Annotated in this window: 15 protein-coding genes; 5 read left to right on the top strand and 10 right to left on the bottom strand. The window is 72.9% G+C overall.

The genetic code is table 11. The annotated features are described in order from the left end of the window. Nucleotides 1–12: 12 nt before the first annotated feature. Together JAO84_RS21000 and JAO84_RS20995 are read right to left on the bottom strand one after the other, a co-directional pair. Nucleotides 13–867, bottom strand: coding sequence for an alpha/beta fold hydrolase (locus JAO84_RS21000; protein WP_370414265.1), 855 nt, complete (start codon nucleotides 865–867; stop codon nucleotides 13–15). A gap of 603 nt (nucleotides 868–1,470) precedes the next feature. After that, the gene (locus JAO84_RS20995; RefSeq protein ID WP_265863845.1) at nucleotides 1,471–2,163 is read right to left on the bottom strand and encodes a metal-dependent transcriptional regulator; all 693 of its coding nucleotides are present in this window, start codon (nucleotides 2,161–2,163) and stop codon (nucleotides 1,471–1,473) included. A gap of 150 nt (nucleotides 2,164–2,313) precedes the next feature. Between JAO84_RS20995 and JAO84_RS20990 the strand changes: the two genes are divergently transcribed. Beyond that, nucleotides 2,314–3,069, top strand: coding sequence for an SIS domain-containing protein (locus JAO84_RS20990; protein ID WP_265863843.1), 756 nt, complete (start codon nucleotides 2,314–2,316; stop codon nucleotides 3,067–3,069). A gap of 64 nt (nucleotides 3,070–3,133) precedes the next feature. Here JAO84_RS20990 and JAO84_RS20985 read toward each other — a convergent pair whose 3' ends face one another. Both JAO84_RS20985 and JAO84_RS20980 read right to left on the bottom strand, forming a co-directional pair. After that, nucleotides 3,134–6,052, bottom strand: a complete 2,919-nt coding sequence (locus tag JAO84_RS20985; protein WP_370414264.1) for a hypothetical protein — start codon at nucleotides 6,050–6,052, stop codon at nucleotides 3,134–3,136. A gap of 128 nt (nucleotides 6,053–6,180) precedes the next feature. Continuing rightward, nucleotides 6,181–7,503: a PAS domain-containing protein gene (locus JAO84_RS20980; protein ID WP_370414263.1), complete on the bottom strand. Its 1,323-nt coding sequence runs from the start codon at nucleotides 7,501–7,503 to the stop codon at nucleotides 6,181–6,183. Nucleotides 7,504–7,935: 432 nt separating this feature from the next. Here JAO84_RS20980 and JAO84_RS20975 point away from each other — a divergent pair, with 432 nt between their 5' ends. From JAO84_RS20975 to JAO84_RS20965, 3 genes are read left to right on the top strand one after another with little or no spacing between them, the layout of a single operon-like run. Further along, entirely contained in the window at nucleotides 7,936–8,364 is a 429-nt protein-coding gene (locus tag JAO84_RS20975; protein ID WP_370414262.1) for a DUF3995 domain-containing protein, read from the top strand. Continuing rightward, entirely contained in the window at nucleotides 8,348–8,860 is a 513-nt protein-coding gene (locus JAO84_RS20970; protein ID WP_370414261.1) for an RNA polymerase sigma factor, read from the top strand. Before JAO84_RS20975 ends, JAO84_RS20970 begins: the two co-directional genes overlap by 17 nt. Then, nucleotides 8,857–9,333 carry a hypothetical protein gene (locus JAO84_RS20965; protein ID WP_370414260.1) on the top strand — a complete coding sequence of 159 codons (477 nt, stop codon included), beginning with the start codon at nucleotides 8,857–8,859 and terminating at the stop codon, nucleotides 9,331–9,333. Before JAO84_RS20970 ends, JAO84_RS20965 begins: the two co-directional genes overlap by 4 nt. Nucleotides 9,334–9,360: 27 nt before the next feature. Here JAO84_RS20965 and pdxH read toward each other — a convergent pair whose 3' ends face one another. Continuing rightward, nucleotides 9,361–10,044: a pyridoxamine 5'-phosphate oxidase gene (gene pdxH / locus JAO84_RS20960; RefSeq protein WP_370414259.1), complete on the bottom strand. Its 684-nt coding sequence runs from the start codon at nucleotides 10,042–10,044 to the stop codon at nucleotides 9,361–9,363. Nucleotides 10,045–10,261: 217 nt separating this feature from the next. Here pdxH and JAO84_RS20955 point away from each other — a divergent pair, with 217 nt between their 5' ends. Continuing rightward, nucleotides 10,262–11,362 carry a citrate synthase 2 gene (locus tag JAO84_RS20955; protein WP_370414258.1) on the top strand — a complete coding sequence of 367 codons (1,101 nt, stop codon included), beginning with the start codon at nucleotides 10,262–10,264 and terminating at the stop codon, nucleotides 11,360–11,362. Here the strand turns inward: JAO84_RS20955 and JAO84_RS20950 are convergent. The 5 genes from JAO84_RS20950 to JAO84_RS20930 all read right to left on the bottom strand — a co-directional run bounded on the left by JAO84_RS20950 (nucleotide 11,341) and on the right by JAO84_RS20930 (nucleotide 15,584). After that, a complete protein-coding gene (locus JAO84_RS20950) occupies nucleotides 11,341–12,423 on the bottom strand; it encodes an isopenicillin N synthase family dioxygenase (protein ID WP_370414257.1) in 1,083 nt (360 codons plus the stop codon). The genes JAO84_RS20955 and JAO84_RS20950 overlap by 22 nt on opposite strands. A 97-nt stretch (nucleotides 12,424–12,520) precedes the next feature. Then, nucleotides 12,521–12,595, bottom strand: coding sequence for a putative leader peptide (locus JAO84_RS20945; RefSeq protein ID WP_370416825.1), 75 nt, complete (start codon nucleotides 12,593–12,595; stop codon nucleotides 12,521–12,523). 81 nt (nucleotides 12,596–12,676) lie between these two features. After that, a complete protein-coding gene (locus tag JAO84_RS20940) occupies nucleotides 12,677–13,291 on the bottom strand; it encodes a TetR/AcrR family transcriptional regulator (RefSeq protein WP_370414256.1) in 615 nt (204 codons plus the stop codon). Then, entirely contained in the window at nucleotides 13,279–14,001 is a 723-nt protein-coding gene (locus JAO84_RS20935; protein ID WP_370414255.1) for an enoyl-CoA hydratase family protein, read from the bottom strand. The genes JAO84_RS20940 and JAO84_RS20935 overlap by 13 nt, the downstream gene beginning before the upstream one ends. Then, the gene (locus JAO84_RS20930; RefSeq protein ID WP_370414254.1) at nucleotides 13,998–15,584 is read right to left on the bottom strand and encodes a 4-coumarate--CoA ligase family protein; all 1,587 of its coding nucleotides are present in this window, start codon (nucleotides 15,582–15,584) and stop codon (nucleotides 13,998–14,000) included. Before JAO84_RS20930 ends, JAO84_RS20935 begins: the two co-directional genes overlap by 4 nt. Nucleotides 15,585–15,930: the final 346 nt, after the last annotated feature.

Raw genomic sequence — 15,930 nt, 5'->3', positions numbered from 1 at the left:
CGGCCCTGTCGATCACGAGGTGAGGACGCCGTTCAGGAACGGGGCGACGGCCTCCCACCACGCGTCGGCGTGCTCGTAGTGGAGGAGGTGGCCGGCGTCGGGGATCTCCGCGTACGCGCCGTGCGGGAGGACGCGGACCATCTCCTGGGCCTCGGCGCGGCCGAGTTCGCCGTCGAGGCCGCGGACGACGAGGGTGGGACAGCGGACCTGGGCGAGGGAGTCCCAGTGGGCGTCGTGGACCCAGGTCTCGCGGGACGTGAGCATCTGGGCGGGATCGAAGACCGGGCCCCAGCCGCCGTCGGGCCGCTCGGTCATCACCTCGGCGAAGAAGGCGCCGCGGGCCGGGTTGGGGCGCTCCACCCACGGGTCGTCCTCGCCGAACCACTGGCGGACGGCGTCGAGGGAGGGGAACGGGGTCGGCCAGCGGCGGAACCAGTCCTGCCACTCGCGCTGCGAGGCCGCGCCGAGCGCGGAGGCCCGCATGTCGCAGATGACGAGCGCGTGCACCAGGTCGGGGTGCTCGGCGGCCAGCTGCCAGGCGGTGAGGGCGCCCATGGAGTGCCCGACGAGGGTGACCGGGCCGAGCCCGAGCCGCTCGACGGCGGCGAGCGCGTCCGCGACGTACGCCTCGCGCGTGAAGGGGCCGGACGCGGGCTTCTCGCTCGCGCCGTGGCCGCGCTGGTCGAGGGCGATCGTGCGGTGCCGGGCCGCGAGCCGGCCGGCCGCCGGGGCCCAGTGGGAGGCGCGGCCCATCAGCCCGTGGAGCAGTAACACGCCCGGCCCGGTCTGCGGTGCCGTCCGTTCCGTGAAGTCCCAGGCCGCCAGGCGTACGCCGTCGGCTCCCGTGACGTCGAGTCGTCGCACCATGCTGCTCGGCACCCCCTCTTTCCCGTGGAACTGCGCCAGACTATCGAACCTGTATTCGAAAATGCGCTTCTGCCGCTCAACACCCCACGTTCGAGTGACAGTGCTCAAGGATTGACGGCTGCGGCCGAGGGGAGATCTTTTGCGGGAGGCGGACCGCTCGGGGAAAACGGTCCGAGGGGATTGACCCTGGGAGCTCGGGGCTCCGGGTCAGCACAGGGGAGGACGGACCCCGGCGCCTACGGGCGCCGGGGTTCTTCGTCTCGTCCCACGTCTCATGGGCGACGACCCTCATCGCACCAGCGTGGCACGGGAGGGCCTGCGGGCGTGGCGATTCCGCCGTAAAACGGGCCCGGCGTGAACCGGGCGCGTCAACGGGGCGCGTCAACGCGTCCGGGCGCGGACGGGCGCCGCGCGCCGGGGCGGCGGGCGGCGAGGGCCCGGGGCCGCCGGGGCGGCAGCGGGCCGGGGCGGCAGCGGGCCGGGCCTCAGCGCCGTACGCGGGGCGCCGCCCTTCGTACCCGGCCCGGCGGCACCCGGCCCGGCGGCACCCGGCCGCCCGGCGTCAGCGCCCGGCGACACCCGGCCCGGCGTCAGCCCTCGCCGTCAGCGCTTCGCGACGAAGACGTGCGCCGCGACCTCGCTGTCCAGCTCGGCGGCCTCGCCGCTGCTGCCCACGAGGACACCGCCCGGCGACTCCGTCACCGACACCACGGAACCGGGCTGCACGCCCGCGCGGCGCAGCGTGTACATCAGCTGGGCGTCCGTCTGGATCGGCTCGCCGATGCGGCGGACGATCACCGTCTTGCCCTCGCCGCCGGCCTCCAGGTCGGCGAGCGAGACCATCGAGTCGTCGAGGAAGGACTCCGCCTCGGCCTTCTCGCCCAGCTCCTCCAGGCCCGGGATCGGGTTGCCGTACGGCGACTCCGTCGGGTGGCGGAGGAGCTCCAGGACGCGGCGCTCCACGGCCTCGCTCATCACGTGCTCCCAGCGGCAGGCCTCGGCGTGGACCTGCTCCCACTCCAGACCGATCACGTCGACGAGCAGGCACTCGGCCAGCCGGTGCTTGCGCATCACCCGGGTGGCCAGGCGGCGGCCCTCGTCCGTGAGCTCCAGGTGGCGGTCGCTCGCGACGGCCACCAGACCGTCGCGCTCCATGCGGGCCACGGTCTGGCTCACGGTCGGACCGCTCTGGTCCAGCCGCTCGGCGATCCGGGCGCGCATGGGGACCACACCTTCTTCCTCGAGCTCAAGGATGGTGCGGAGATACATCTCCGTGGTGTCGATCAGTCCGGACATACGTGCCCCTCGATGAGTCGTGCGCTGGCCCTGCACCAATTCTGACGCATCGCACCGACAACCGGGGCTCGTCGGTGCGAGGCGGTATTGACAGAGCAATGGTCCAGACCGCACCGTGATCGGCGACCACGACGAGAAGGAGCCGCCGCCATGGGCGAGAGCAAGCTGGCCGGACAGTTCTTCGACGCCGCGATCGGCCTGCTCCAGAAGGTGCGGGACGAGGACGCGGACGACATCGCGGCCGCGGGCACGGCCATCGCCGAGGCCGTCGCGGCGGGCGGCCGGCTCTTCGCGTTCGGCGCGGGTCATTCCTCGCTGGCCGCCCAGGACGTGGTCTACCGGGCCGGCGGCCTGGCCCTGATGAACCTGCTCGCCGTCCCCGGCGTCGTCGGCGTCGACGTGATGCCCGCGACCCTCGGCTCCGCCCTGGAGCGGGTCGACGGCCTGGCCGGCGCGGTCCTGGACTCCTCCCCGGCCCGGGCCGGCGACGTCCTGATCATCATCTCCCTGTCCGGCCGCAACGCCCTGCCGGTCGAGATGGCGATGAACGCGCGCGCCCTCGGCCTCACCGTGATCGGCGTGACCTCGGTCGCGTACGCCACGGAGACGAAGTCCCGGCACGTCTCGGGCACGTACCTCAAGGACCACTGCGACATCGTCCTCGACTCCAAGATCGCGATCGGAGACGCCGAACTCACCCACGAGGGCATCGAGGCCCCCTTCGCCCCCGCCTCGACCGTCGTCACCAGCGCCCTCATGCAGGCCACCATGGCCGCCGCGGCCGAGGAGCTGGTCCGCCTCGGCATCGAGCCCCCGCTGCTTCGCTCGGGCAACGTGGACGGCGGCCACGAGTGGAACGGCCGCGTGATGACCGAGTACGGCGACCGCATCTTCTTCCGCCACTGAGACCGGAAACGACTCGGGGGCCGCGGCGAGAACTCGCCGCGGCCCCCGAGTTTTGTGTCAGGTCCTACGAGACGTAGTAGCCGGCGACATCCGCCAGCAGATCCACGTACCCGCTCTTGTTGTAGAAACTCACCTTCCCGTTCACCACGGGCACCACGACGAGGTTGGGGATCGTGGTCCCGGCGGTGAAGTTCAGGTTCGACGCGGAGGTGCGGGTGGTCCCGTCCGGGAAGACGGCCACGAAGCTGCCCGCGGTCGGCGCGACCGCCGTCACGTTCATGACCACGGCCGTCACCCCGGTCGCCGGTATCCCGCCCTGCCCGGCCACCGCCAGCGTGACCGTCCCGTCCGGCCCGACCTTCGCCTTCGGCACCCCGAGCCCGCTCCGGGTGTCCATGAGCCGGGTCGGGGCCATCGGCTTGTAGGCGGATCCCGTCGCGTCCATGGTGAAGTAACCGGCCACGTCGGCGAGCAGGTCCACGGACCCGTTCTTGTTGTAGAAGGTCACCTTGCCGTCCGCGCCGACGGGGACGACGACGAGGTTGGGGATCGTCTGCCCGGCGACGAAGTTCAGATTCGACGCGGACGTACGAGCCGTCCCCGACGGATACACGGACACGAAGCTCCCCGCTGTCGGCCCGGTCGCGGTCACGTTCATGACCACGGCCGTCACCCCGCTCGCCGGCACCCCGCCCTTACCGGTCACCTGGAGGTCGACGCTCTGCCCTGCCCCGACCTTCGCCTTGGCGACCCCGAGCCCGGACCGGGTGTCCATCAGGCGGTTGGGAGTGACGGGCTGGTACGTGGCGCCCGAGCCGTCCGTGACGTAGTAACCGGCGACGTCCGCGATCAGATCGACGGACCCGTTCTTGTTGTAGAACGCGACCTTCCCGTCCGCGCCGACCGGCACGACGACGAGGTTGGGGATCGTCTGCCCGGCGACGAAGTTCAGATTCGACGCCGAGGCCCGAGCCGTCCCGGACGGATACACGGACACGAAACTGCCCACGGTCGGCGCGGTCGCGGTCACGTTCAACACCACGGCCGTCACCCCGACCGGCGGCACGCCGCTCTTGCCGGCGACCTGGAGCGTGACCGTCTCGCCCTGGCCGACCTTGCCCTTGCGGACGCCGAGGCCGGACCGGGTGTCCATGAGCCGGGTCGGCGTCATGGGGTGGTAGACGCCGAGGCCCGCCGTGCCGGGCTTGGTGACCGAGAAGGTGCCGAGTGGGGTGACCTCGCCCTCCGCCACGACCCGGGTGTTCACGGCCGAGAGGGTCCACACGCCGGCGGGTGCGCCGGTCAGGTCGAAGTCGGCGACGAGCGCGTCACGGCTGGTGTCCACGGACACCGTCGTGCTCTCGACCCTCGCACCGGACGGGTGCTCGATCCGCAGCCGGTGGTAGTCGGCGTTGAGTGCCGTTCCCGACAGGACCACTCGTGCCTTGGTGCCGCTCGCGGCGGTGGTGGGATCCACCGAGCGGAACGTGACGGGGTCGGCGCCGCACACCGGCGCGGTGCAGACCAGCTCGGCGGAGTACGCGGTCCGCGAGGTCCATTCGCGCAGCCCGAGGACCATCACGGTCGGCTTCGGCACGCCCGTGATCCAGTCGCCGAGGTAGCAGTCGATCTCGGTGTCCCGGTCGTCGCAGCGGTCGACGCTCTTGTCGTAGAGGGACAGGGTCGCACCCCGGCCCTCCGTCTCGGTGTCCTTGACCACCGCGTCGTACCGGTCGTGCTGGTACGTCTCCAGGCCCGCGCACACCGCGGTGTGCTGCTCGTCGAGAACGCCGGTGAGCGGCCCGTAGCCGTAGCTGATGTTCGCCGGGCGGGCGCACTCCGGAGCAGGCCCGCCCGCGCCGGCGATGCGCTGGGCGTCGAGGCGGTAGGGCTGGCCGGCGTGGATGCTGTGCCACGACGGGGTGATGACGACCTGGTAGCGGGTCGCGCCCATGGCCCCGCAGTCCTCGTACGTGGTGTTGCACGCGAGCCCGCCGGTCGGGCCGAACACGGTGTGGCGGGCGTCGTTGAAGCCGTCCCGCTCGTTCAGGTACAGCACGTCGGCGGTGTCGGGCGTGGTCACCTGGCGGCAGACGGGCGTGCCGGGCGCGGGCAGTGTGCCCGTGGCGGCCGGGGCGCCGACGGCCGTCGCCGGGGTGGGCTCGCAGCCCTTGGCGGTCCCGGTGACGTCGCGGCGGACGAGGTCGAACGCGCCGGGCGTGCCCTCTCCGGCGACGACCACGCGGTAGGACTTACCCGCGGCCAGGGCGCAGGCGGCCCAGCCGTTGCGGTAGTCCGGCTCCTCGCAGACCTGGCGACCGGTGTCCTCGACCACCCAGAACCGGGCGTTGGAGTCCTTGGTGACGGACACCTTCTGGATCTGGACGAGCTCCTTCGCCGAGTGGGCGGAGGCCGGGATGTCGGCGCAGCGCGCGAAGGCGCCGTCCGCGGTCGAGAAGGGGGTCGTGGCGGTGGCCGTCGTGAAGTCGCCGGCCGGGAGGGTCGGGCAGGCCCCCGTGCCGTCGGCGATCTCGTCGACGCGCTGGAGGAACAGGCCGTACGACGAGCCCGGCGGCACGCTTCCGGCCACCGTGTACGCCTTGGCGTAGTGCGGGGCGGTGCCGCTCAGGCTGCAGGTGCCGTACCGGGTCGCCGCGGTCGCGCAGACGGTGGCTCCGGTCGCGTCGACGATCGCCATCGCGGGGCTCCATGAGCCGACCATCCGGTCCGCGACCGCCACGATCACCGCGCCCGCGGGGAACGGCAGCTTCAGACAATCGACTTCCTCGACGGAGTCGAGGGTGCCCCGGTTGTAGCCGGCGACGGCGTCCGTCGTCTGGGTGCACGCGGTCTCCGCCGTGGCGGCGGTGGCCGGAGCCGTGGCGACGAGCGGAAGCAGCAAGGACAGCACGAGCGTGAGCGTGGCGAGCAGAGCGGTGTACGGCGCGGATCTGGTCGCCGTGACCGACGACGGTTGTTGCATTCCCGGTCCCCCCAGGAGCAGTGATCAGAGCGGTGATCAGTCAGCAGTTCGACGTGATGATCGCACAGGCGAGCGACATCGCGGATCGAGTTATCCACAGGGGGCGTTCAAGCCACTCGCAAACCAGTTCAAGCCAGACCCGCGCCCCACTCCCCCGCCCCGTCCAGCGCCGCCGCGACCCGGGACGCGACCGTCTCCGCGTACTCCGTGTCCTCGCGTTCGAAGGCGGGGCGGGCCGGGGAGCGGAGGAAGGTGGTGATGCCGAGGGTGCGGGCGCGGGAGCGGAGGGGGACGCAGAGGGCGTGGGCGGCGTCGGGGGGCCAGAGGCGGTCGGTGCCGGGGGTGGTGCTGGTGCGGGTGGTGCCGGGGCGGGCGAGGGCCCGGACGGCGGGGTGGGAGGGGGCGTAGCGCAGGGGGATGCCGGCGGTGGTGAGCGGGGCGACCGGGCCGGGGGCGCCGGACGGGGTGGCGAGGGCGCGGACCAGGCGTCCCTCCGGGGTCGCGCGGTCCACCAGGACGTGGTCGGCGAAACCGGCGAGCGCGAAGTCGAGCAGCACCGCGGCGGCCCGCACCGGGTCCTCGACCTCGGCGGCCGCCGCGCCCGCCCGGTGCAGCTGGCTCCAGCGGAAACGCAGCCGGTCCGCGTCCTGCGCGGCCAGCCGGTCCTCCGTGACGTCCTGGAACAGCCAGGCCACCCCCAGCGGCACCGGCTCCGGCCCCTCCGCCAGCGGCGAGGCGAGCCGGACGAAACCGCAGCGCCAGCAGCGGCGGCGCTCGCCGCGCGCACCGCGCAGGGTGACCCACACGTCGGCGGGCGCCGCCGGGGAGCCCGCGGCGAGCACGTGCTGGAGGGCGCCCTCCAGCTCCTCCACGCCCTGGGTGACCAGCTCGCCGAGCGGCCGCCCGAGCAGCGAACCGCGCGCCGCGCCGAGCGCCCGGGCCGCGTGCGCGTTCACCACGGCCGGCCGCAGGTCCACGTCGACCAGGACCACGCCCCACGCGGCGTCCGCGAACAGCGCCTCGCTCAGCGCGAGCGAGCGCTCCAGGTCGATCTGTACGTGCACCTCGCTGAAGGCGCAGTACACCCCCGCCGGGCCGCCGTCCGCGCCCCGCACCCCCGCCGTCTGGGTACGGACCAGGACCCGCCCGCCGTCCTTCCGCAGCAGCGCGAACTCGTGCACCTGGCGTCCCGGCGCGGTCATCGCGCCCCGCAGCCGCGCCGCGATGTCCGCGGCGTCCGCGCTGCGCGCCGCCCAGCCGTCGAAGCCCTGCCGCCCGACCGCCTCGCCGGCGCTCCAGCCGAGGATCCGCTCGGCCTCCCGGTTCCAGTGGGTCACTCTGCCCGTGGCGTCGAGCGCGCACAGCGCCGCGTCCATCCCGTCGAGCAGGGCGGCCAGCAGGTCCGCCCCGGGAAGATCCGCCCCAGGAACACTCGCCGTCGAAGCAGTCATCGACACCCCCGCTTCATTCAACTGGAAACGTGACCCAGGACACAGCCCGTTGCCGAAAAAACAGCTTCCGGAAAATGGGTTGAGCGAGCGGAAGCGGCTTCTTAGTGTGTGGTCACACGCGAAAGGAGGTGATCCGAAAACATGGTTTCTTTTCGGACTCGTGAGGTGACTGCGGGCTAAGGCCTGCCGTCGCACTCTTGTGCACCTCGGCAGGCCTTCTGCCGACATCATCGCAGTCACCCGACCCGTGGGCCGCCGGTCAGTCCGGCCGGCTCCCGCCCGACCTAGGCGCCTAGGCGGACGGGACCAAGGCCCACGGGTCGCCTGCGTTTCCGGGACCGGATCAGCTGTGGCGCACGTCACAGGGAACGTTCCGCGTACTCGTCTCCTCCTCTGGGTGTCGGTTCGACCGGGGACACAGGGGAGGAATCCGTGAGGGACAACCGCATGGCCGCGCGGGGCGGGGCAGTGCTGCTCGGAGTGCTCGCGCTCCTGCACGTGTACTGGGCGACGGGCGCCGTGTGGCCCGCGGCCGACGAGCGGGGGCTCTCGCTCGCGGTCCTGGGGAGCGTGGTGTCCTTCGGACCCGCGGTCGTACTGCCGCTCGCCGTGATCGAGGCCGTGGGGGCGGTGTGCGTGGGGACGTACGCATGGGGGCGCGGGGGCCGGTTCGCGCGGCTCGCCCGGCTCGGGACCGCCGTCTTCGCCGGCGGGCTGCTGCTGCGCGGCGCCGTCGGGGTCGTCTGGATCGTCGCCGGCAAGGACGGGTCGGGTGCCGTGTTCCCGTGGCTGAACGCGCTCGCGTACACCCCGCTCTGCCTCGTACTCGGCGGGGCGGTGGCCCGTGAACTCCGGCGCTGAGCGGGGTGTCGCGCTCGCCCGGGCCGCCCGGCGCGGCGACACCCTCGCCCTGCACGAGCTCCTCGACCACCTCACCCCGTACGTCACGCGCGTGTGCGGCCCGATCGCCCTCGACGACGGCCCCGACGCCGCCCAGGAGGCGCTCCTCGCCGTCTTCCGCTCGCTGCGCAAGCTGCGCGATCCGGCGACGCTGTACGGCTGGGTGCGGACGATCGCCGTACGGGAGGCGGTACGGGTGGCCCGGCGGGCCGCCCGTGAACGGCCCGCGCCGGACGGGCTCGCCGAGGTGCCGCAGCGGGGCGATCCGCAGCTGGCCGCCGACATCGGGGACGTACTCGCCCGGCTGTCGCCCGAGCACCGGGCCGTGCTCGTGCTGCGCGATGTCGAAGGGCTCGACGAGGAGGCCGCCGCGGCCGTCCTCGGCATTCCCGCCGGTACCGCCAAGTCCCGGCTGCACCGGGCCCGGCAGAGCTTCCGAAAGGCGTGGTCCGCATGACGGATGACAACACGGACCTGAACTGCGCCGATGTTCTCGATCCCGTGCGGCGGCTGCGCGTCATGGCCGGCGCCGTCCGCGGCGCGCGCCTCGTCGAGCGGGTGCTGCCCGCCGACCCCGCCGACGTGTGGGCCGTCATGAGCGACCTCGAAGGCGGCTTCGGCGACTTCCAGCCCGACATGCGGACCGTGCGCGTGCTGCGCGTCGACGGCGAGCGCGTCGAGGCCCTCGCCCGCAGCCGTTACGGGATGCGCGCCCGGCTCCACGGGGTGCTGCGGCCCGGCTGGTGCTGGCTGCAGAGCCGGTTCCTGGTGGTCGGCATGGCCGCCGCGGCGGAGGACGGCGGGGGCACGCGGGTGGCGCTCACCGGGGGCGTACGGGTGCCCGGGCGCGCCGCGCTCGTACCGTTCGGCGCGCGCCGGGAGCTGGAGCGGGGGATGGCGCGGCTGGCGGCGCGTTTCCCGGGACCGTGAGTCCCGGGGCCGTAACTCCTCGGGCCCTCAGGGGGAGAGGCGCTCGACCCGCCAGGCCTCCCCGTCCCCGTCCCGTACGTACCGCAGCCGGTCGTGCAGCCGGTTCTCGTGGCCCTGCCAGAACTCGACCGCGTCCGGCACCACCCGGAAGCCGCCCCACTCCGGCGGCACCGGGACCTGCTCGCCCTCCGGGTAGCGGGTGTGCAGCTCCTCGTAACGGGCGAGCAGCTCGGCGCGGGACTCGATCACCGTGGACTGGTGGCTGGCCCAGGCGCCCAGCTGGGAGCCGTGCGGCCGGGTGCGGAAGTAGGCGACCGTCTCGTCCCGGCCGGTGCGCTCGGCGCGGCCGGTGACGATCACCTGGCGGGCCAGCGGGTGCCAGGGGAAGAGCAGCGAGACGTACGGATTGGCCGTCAGCTCCCGGCCCTTGCGCGAGCCGTAGTTGGTGAAGAAGACGAAGCCGGCCTGGTCGTAGTGCTTGAGCAGCACCGTACGGGAGGACGGGCGGCCGTCGGGGGCGGCGGTGGAGACGACCATGGCGTTCGGCTCGTGGATCGCCGGGTTGGCGGCGGTCTCCTTGAACCAGTGCGCGAACTGCTCGACCGGGTCCGGGGCGAGATCGGCCACGGTCAGCTCCATGGTCCGGTACACCTCGCGCATGTCGGCGGGATCGAGAGCGTCGGGATCGAGGGCGTCGGTCACGGGCTCCATCCTGCCGCAGTGGCGGAGTTTGCCCGGCACCGCGTGCCGTTAACCCTCCGTCCCCGGAACGGCGCAGTGTGCCGGATGTCACGCTTCCCCGCATCATCGGAACCGTACAGACTCATGCGCTGGATCCCTGTTGCGTCCTGCCAACCAACCGCCGAATGATTGATCATCGATCAGTCGTTCCCCGAACGACCGATCCCCACGATTGAGGAGCCGCCCCATGTCCGACTTCGTACCCGGGCTCGAAGGAGTCGTCGCGTTCGAGACGGAGATCGCCGAACCCGACAAGGAAGGCGGCGCGCTGCGCTACCGCGGGGTCGACATCGAGGACCTGGTCGGTCACGTCTCGTTCGGCAACGTCTGGGGCCTGCTCGTCGACGGCGCCTTCAACCCCGGCCTGCCGGCCGCCGAGCCGTTCCCGATCCCGGTGCACTCCGGCGACATCCGGGTCGACGTGCAGTCCGCGCTCGCCATGCTCGCGCCGGTCTGGGGCCTGAAACCGCTCCTCGACATCTCCGCCGAGCAGGCCCGCGACGACCTCGCGCGCGCCGCCGTCATGGCCCTGTCGTACGTCGCGCAGTCCGCGCGCGGCCAGGGCCTGCCGATGGTGCCGCAGAGCGAGATCGACAAGGCGCAGTCCATCGTCGAGCGCTTCATGATCCGCTGGCGCGGCGAGCCGGACCCGAAGCACGTCAAGGCCGTCGACGCGTACTGGACCTCGGCCGCCGAGCACGGCATGAACGCCTCCACCTTCACGGCGCGCGTCATCGCCTCCACCGGCGCCGACGTCGCCGCCGCCCTCTCGGGCGCGGTCGGCGCGATGTCCGGGCCGCTGCACGGCGGTGCGCCGTCCCGTGTGCTCGGCATGATCGAGGAGATCGAGCGGACGGGCGACGCGACGGCGTACGTGAAGCAGGCCCTCGACAGGGGCGAGCGCCTGATGGGCTTCGGCCACCGCGTCTACCGCGCCGAGGACCCGCGCGCCCGCGTGCTGCGCCGCACGGCGCGCGAGCTGGCCGCGCCGCGCTTCGAGGTGGCGGAGGCGCTGGAGAAGGCCGCCCTGGAGGAGCTGCACAACCGCCGCCCGGACCGCGTCCTGGCGACGAACGTCGAGTTCTGGGCGGCGATCGTCCTCGACTTCGCCGAGGTCCCGGCGCACATGTTCACGTCGATGTTCACCTGCGCCCGTACGGCGGGCTGGTCGGCGCACATCCTGGAGCAGAAGCGCACCGGGCGGCTCGTGCGCCCCTCGGCCCGCTACACGGGCCCCGGCCAGCGGAACCCGCGCGAGATCGAGGGCTACTCCGACATCGCGAGCTGACCGCCGGATGCGCTGAGCAGGTCCGCGTGGTGGCGGGCCGCGGCGAGGGGGTGGGCGCGGAGCTTGCCCTTCAGCTCATTGCGGCCGTACTCGGCGAACAGCGGGTTCGCCGGGTCGGCCGTCACGCCGGGCGCGGCAGCGGCGTACGGGAACTCCAGCGGGGTGATCCGGGCGTCGAGCCGCGGGTTGTAGAAGAACGGCACGGAGAACCGTTCCGTCGCGCCGGGCGGTGACACCACGCGGTGGTTGGTGGCGACCAGGTAGCCGTCCGTGGCCACCTCCAGGAGCTCGCCGAGGTTGACGACGAACGCGCCCGGCAGCGGCGGCACGTCGTGGAACAGACCGTCCTCCCGCTCCACCTGCAGCCCGCCCACCTGGTCCTGCAGGAGCAGGGTCAGGAACCCGTAGTCCTTGTGCGCCCCGACGCCCTGGTCGTCGCCCGCGTCGCCGCTGCTGCCCGGGTAGCGGACCAGCTTGAGGTGCGGGTGGGCGTGGCGGCCGAAGGCCGCGTCGTAGAAGTCCCGGCGGGCGCCGATCGAGGCGAGCAGTTCGTGCAGCAGCCGCTCGGCGACGCCGGAGAGGCGCTCGATCCAGTTCAGCGCGGCGAGCCGCAGCTCGGGGAGTGCCTCGGGCCACTGGTTGGGCCCCTGCAGCCACCAGTACGGGGGCTCCCCCGGCCCCGGCAGATGCGCCGGCCGCTCGGCCCCGATGTCCAGCTGGTCCCGCCAGTCCCGGGCTCCGGCGGTCCGCTCGTCGCCGACCCGGGTGTAGCCGCGGAAGTGCGGCGAGTTCGTGGTGTCGAGGGCCAGCCGGTCGGCCTCGGGCAGCGCGAAGAAGGCGTGCATGGCGTCGGTCAGCGCGCGGGTCTCCGCCTCCGTCACGCCGTGCCCGACGAGCTGGAAGAAGCCCACGTCGTGGGCGGCCGAATGCAGCTGCGCGTGCAACAGGCGGCGGGCCTGCGGGCCGCGGTCGGCGGCGGAGAGGTCGACGATGGGGAGCTGGGAGGGGTACGAGGCGTTCGTACGGTCCGAGGGGTACGAGGGGTACGAGGGGTGACTCATGGTGTGCGTCCGCGTGGGGTGTACGGCGCCCGGACGTGCGTCGCGGGGGTGTGCGGCGCTTCCGGGCGAGGGGTGGGGGTGTCCTTGACGGTCTGGTTCAGCGGTGACCGGGACAGCCCATGCTCGCGACGCGGAGCAGATCCACGTGGCGGCGACGTACGAGCGAAAGCATGCGACCAGCGTACTGCGGGGGCGGGGCGGGCGATGTGACGGCGGTCATGCGGGCCCGCCCGCCGGGGCTCAGCCCAGGGCGTCAGCCCAGGGCCTCGTCCAAGATCCGCGCCCATTGCGCGACCACGCGCTCGCGACGCGCGCGGTCGTCCGTCAGGAGGGTGGCGAGGCCCAGGCCGCGGGCCATGTCGAGGAGGCCCTGGACGGATTCGCGGACGCCGGGGCGGGACTCGTCGGCGGCGAGGAGGTCGACGGCGATGCGGTGGGACTCGCGGCCGACGCGGGCCTCGAGTTCGGTGACGCGGGGGCGGAGCTGGTCCTCGTTGGAGGCGGCGACCCAGAGGTGGAGGGCGGCGCGGAAGAGGGGGCCGGTGTAGAGGTCGACGAGGGCGGCGACGACGGCGCGGCGGTCCTGGGTGGGGATGGTGCGCAGGGCCTGGGAGCGTTCCTCGGCCACGTACTCGACGGCCGCCGTGAAGAGGTCCTCGCGGGTCGGGAAGTGGTGCTGGGCGGCGCCCCGGGAGACCCCGGCCCGCTCGGCGACCACCGCGACGGTGGAGCCCGCCCAGCCGTGCTCGGCCAGGCAGGCCACCGCCGCCTCCAGGAGCCGCTGCCGGGTGGCGCGGCTCCTGTCCTGCTTGGGGCCGGGCTTCGGGCCGGGCTTCGGGCCGGGCTTCGGGCCGGTCACAGTCGCCACGCAGGGTCCCGTCGTTCGAGGAAGGCCGTCATCCCTTCGCGCGCCTCGGCCGAGGCGAACAGCGAGGCCGACAACTGCACCAGCTCCTCCGCCTCGCGTTCGAAGGTTTCCAGGACTCTAGCCGTGACCAGGCGCTTCGCCTCCCGCAGGCCCTGCGGGGAGGCCCGGCGCAGGCCGTCCAGGATCGGGTCGAGGTCGGCGGTGGGCCCCGTCACCAGGCCCATCGCCCGCGCCTCCGCCGTACCGAAGCGCTCCCCCGTCAGGTAGTGGCGGGCCGCCGCCCGCGGCTCCAGCTTCGGGAGGAGGGTGAGCGAGATGACCGCGGGCGCGACCCCGATCCGTACCTCCGTGAGCGCGAAGTCCGAGCCCTCCGACGCCAGGACGACGTCGCACGCGCCGAGCAGCCCCAGGCCGCCCGCCCGCGCGTGCCCGTCGACCACGCCCACCACCGGCTTCGGCAGCTCGACGATCTGCCGGAGCAGGTCGACGAAGGCGTACGGCCCGGGCGGCGCCTTCAGGTCCGCGCCCGCGCTGAACGTACCGCCGGTGTGGGTCAGGACCACCGCCCGTACGCCCGGGTCCTTGCCGCAGGCGGCCAGCGCGTCCGCGAGCGCGGTCACCAGGGGCGCCGAGAGCGCGTTGCGGTTGGCCGGGGAGTCCAGGGTGAGTGTGGTGATGCCCCGGTCGGACGCTGTCTGGATGAGGCTCATGCGCGATTCCTCAGTTCCCGGCGCAGGATCTTGCCCGACACCGCTCGGGGCACGGTGTCGATGAACTCCACCTGCCGGATCTTCTTGTACGGGGCGACCCGCTCGGCCACGTAGGCCATGACCTGCTCGGCGCTGAGGTCAGGCACAGCGGGCTGGCGCACCACGAAGGCCTTCGGGACCTCCGTGCCGTCCCCGTCCACGACCCCGATGACGGCCGCGTCGGCGATGGCCCCGTGGGTGAGCAGCAGCGCCTCCAGCTCGGCCGGGGCGACCTGGAAGCCCTTGTACTTGATGAGCTCCTTCACCCGGTCGACGACATACAGCCAGCCGTCCTCGTCGACCCGCCCGATGTCCCCGGTGTGCAGCCAGCCGTCCGCGTCGATCATCGCCGCGGTGGCGTCCGGCCGGCCCAGATAGCCCTTCATGACCTGCGGGCCGCGGATCGCGATCTCGCCCGACTCGCCCGCCGGGACGTCCTTCGCCGGGTCGTCGAGCGCGACCAGCCGCATCTCGGTCGACGGCAGCAGCTTGCCGACCGTGCCCGGTGGGGGGTTCTCGGTGGCGAGCGGCACCAGATGGGTGCCCGGGGACAGCTCGGTCATGCCGTACGCCTGGAGGATCGGCGGCAGTCCGAGCCGTGCCGAACAGGACTCGGCGAGGGCGGCGTCGAGCGGGGCGGCGGAGCAGACGATGTACTTCAGGGACGACAGGTCGTAGTTCGCGACCGCCGGGTGCTTGGCGAGCGCGAGGACGATCGGCGGCGCCACGAACAGGACGTCGATGCGGTGCTTCTCGATGGCGGCCAGGAAGCCGTCGAGCTCGAAGCGGGGCAGCACGACGACGGTGGCGCCCTGCCGCAGCGGGGCGTTCATCAGCGCCGTCAGGCCGTACACGTGGAAGAACGGCAGCACGGCGAGGATGCGTTCGCCGGAGCCCATCGGCATCAGCGGTTCGAGCTGGGCGAGGTTGGTGGCGATGGAGGTGTGGGTGAGCATGACGCCCTTGGGGACGCCGGTGGTGCCGGAGGAGTACGGGAGGGCGGCGACGTCCGTGTCCGGGTCGATGTCGAGGACCGGCTCGGGGGCGGTGGAGGCGAGGAAGGACTGCAGGGACCTGGTCGCGTCCCCCTCCGGCGCCGCGTCGCAGAGGAAGATCTCCTCGACGCCGCCCGCGAGTTCGGCGGCCGCGCGGGCCGTCGCAAGCAGCGGCGACACGGTCACGATCCAGCGCGCGGCGGAGTCGCGGAGCTGCTTGGCGAACTCCTCGGGAGTGGCGAGCGGATGCACGGTGGTCACGGACGCGCCGGCGCGGGTCGCCGCGTAGAACGCGACCGGGAACAGCACGGTGTTGGGGCTGTGCAGAGCGAGGACGTCGCCCTTGCGCACCCCCGCCTCGGCGAGGCCCGCGGCCACCCGCCGGTGGCAGGCTTCCACCTGCGCGTACGTGAGGGTGAGCGCCCCGTCCCCGCCGGTGCCGTCGATCAGCGCCGGGCGCTCGCCGAACTCTGCGGCACGGCCGAGGACGGCGTCGTGGATGGGACGGGAGACGACCGGAACGTCGGCGAATTCACTGCGGAACACCATGTGTACATGCCCCCTGAGCGACAGGATGTCTGGTGCGCGTGCGTTGTGGGCAGATCTGGGCCGACCTTGGCAGCACTACGAGAAACAAGCAAGCGTGCATGCATGATTCAGGATTTACCCTGGCGGGTCGCGACCGCGTGTGGTTACGATCGGCGCGATGACGACTCATTCTGCTCTCAGATTGGGGGTCCCGTCCGCGCAAGGTGAGTGCTGATGACCACTCACATCGCGAACGGTGCCACCCGTTTCCCCGCTTCTTCACTTCCCGGTTCTTCACTTCCCGGTTCTTCACTTCCCGGTTCTTCGCTTCCGGCTTCCTCGCTTCCCGCCTTCTGGTCGCGCGTGC

It is taken from the genome of Streptomyces fradiae, assembly GCF_041270065.1.
Classification (GTDB): domain Bacteria; phylum Actinomycetota; class Actinomycetes; order Streptomycetales; family Streptomycetaceae; genus Streptomyces.
This window is presented reverse-complemented; position numbering and strand designations above follow the sequence as displayed.

Coding starts and splice junctions, on each gene's coding strand:
- JAO84_RS21000 (WP_370414265.1), bottom strand. CDS start 867: ATGGTGCGACGACTCGACGTCACGGGAGCCGACGGCGTACGCCTGGCG.
- JAO84_RS20995 (WP_265863845.1), bottom strand. CDS start 2,163: ATGTCCGGACTGATCGACACCACGGAGATGTATCTCCGCACCATCCTT.
- JAO84_RS20990 (WP_265863843.1), top strand. CDS start 2,314: ATGGGCGAGAGCAAGCTGGCCGGACAGTTCTTCGACGCCGCGATCGGC.
- JAO84_RS20985 (WP_370414264.1), bottom strand. CDS start 6,052: ATGCAACAACCGTCGTCGGTCACGGCGACCAGATCCGCGCCGTACACC.
- JAO84_RS20980 (WP_370414263.1), bottom strand. CDS start 7,503: ATGACTGCTTCGACGGCGAGTGTTCCTGGGGCGGATCTTCCCGGGGCG.
- JAO84_RS20965 (WP_370414260.1), top strand. CDS start 8,857: ATGACGGATGACAACACGGACCTGAACTGCGCCGATGTTCTCGATCCC.
- pdxH (WP_370414259.1), bottom strand. CDS start 10,044: ATGGAGCCCGTGACCGACGCCCTCGATCCCGACGCTCTCGATCCCGCC.
- JAO84_RS20955 (WP_370414258.1), top strand. CDS start 10,262: ATGTCCGACTTCGTACCCGGGCTCGAAGGAGTCGTCGCGTTCGAGACG.
- JAO84_RS20950 (WP_370414257.1), bottom strand. CDS start 12,423: ATGAGTCACCCCTCGTACCCCTCGTACCCCTCGGACCGTACGAACGCC.
- JAO84_RS20935 (WP_370414255.1), bottom strand. CDS start 14,001: ATGAGCCTCATCCAGACAGCGTCCGACCGGGGCATCACCACACTCACC.
- JAO84_RS20930 (WP_370414254.1), bottom strand. CDS start 15,584: ATGGTGTTCCGCAGTGAATTCGCCGACGTTCCGGTCGTCTCCCGTCCC.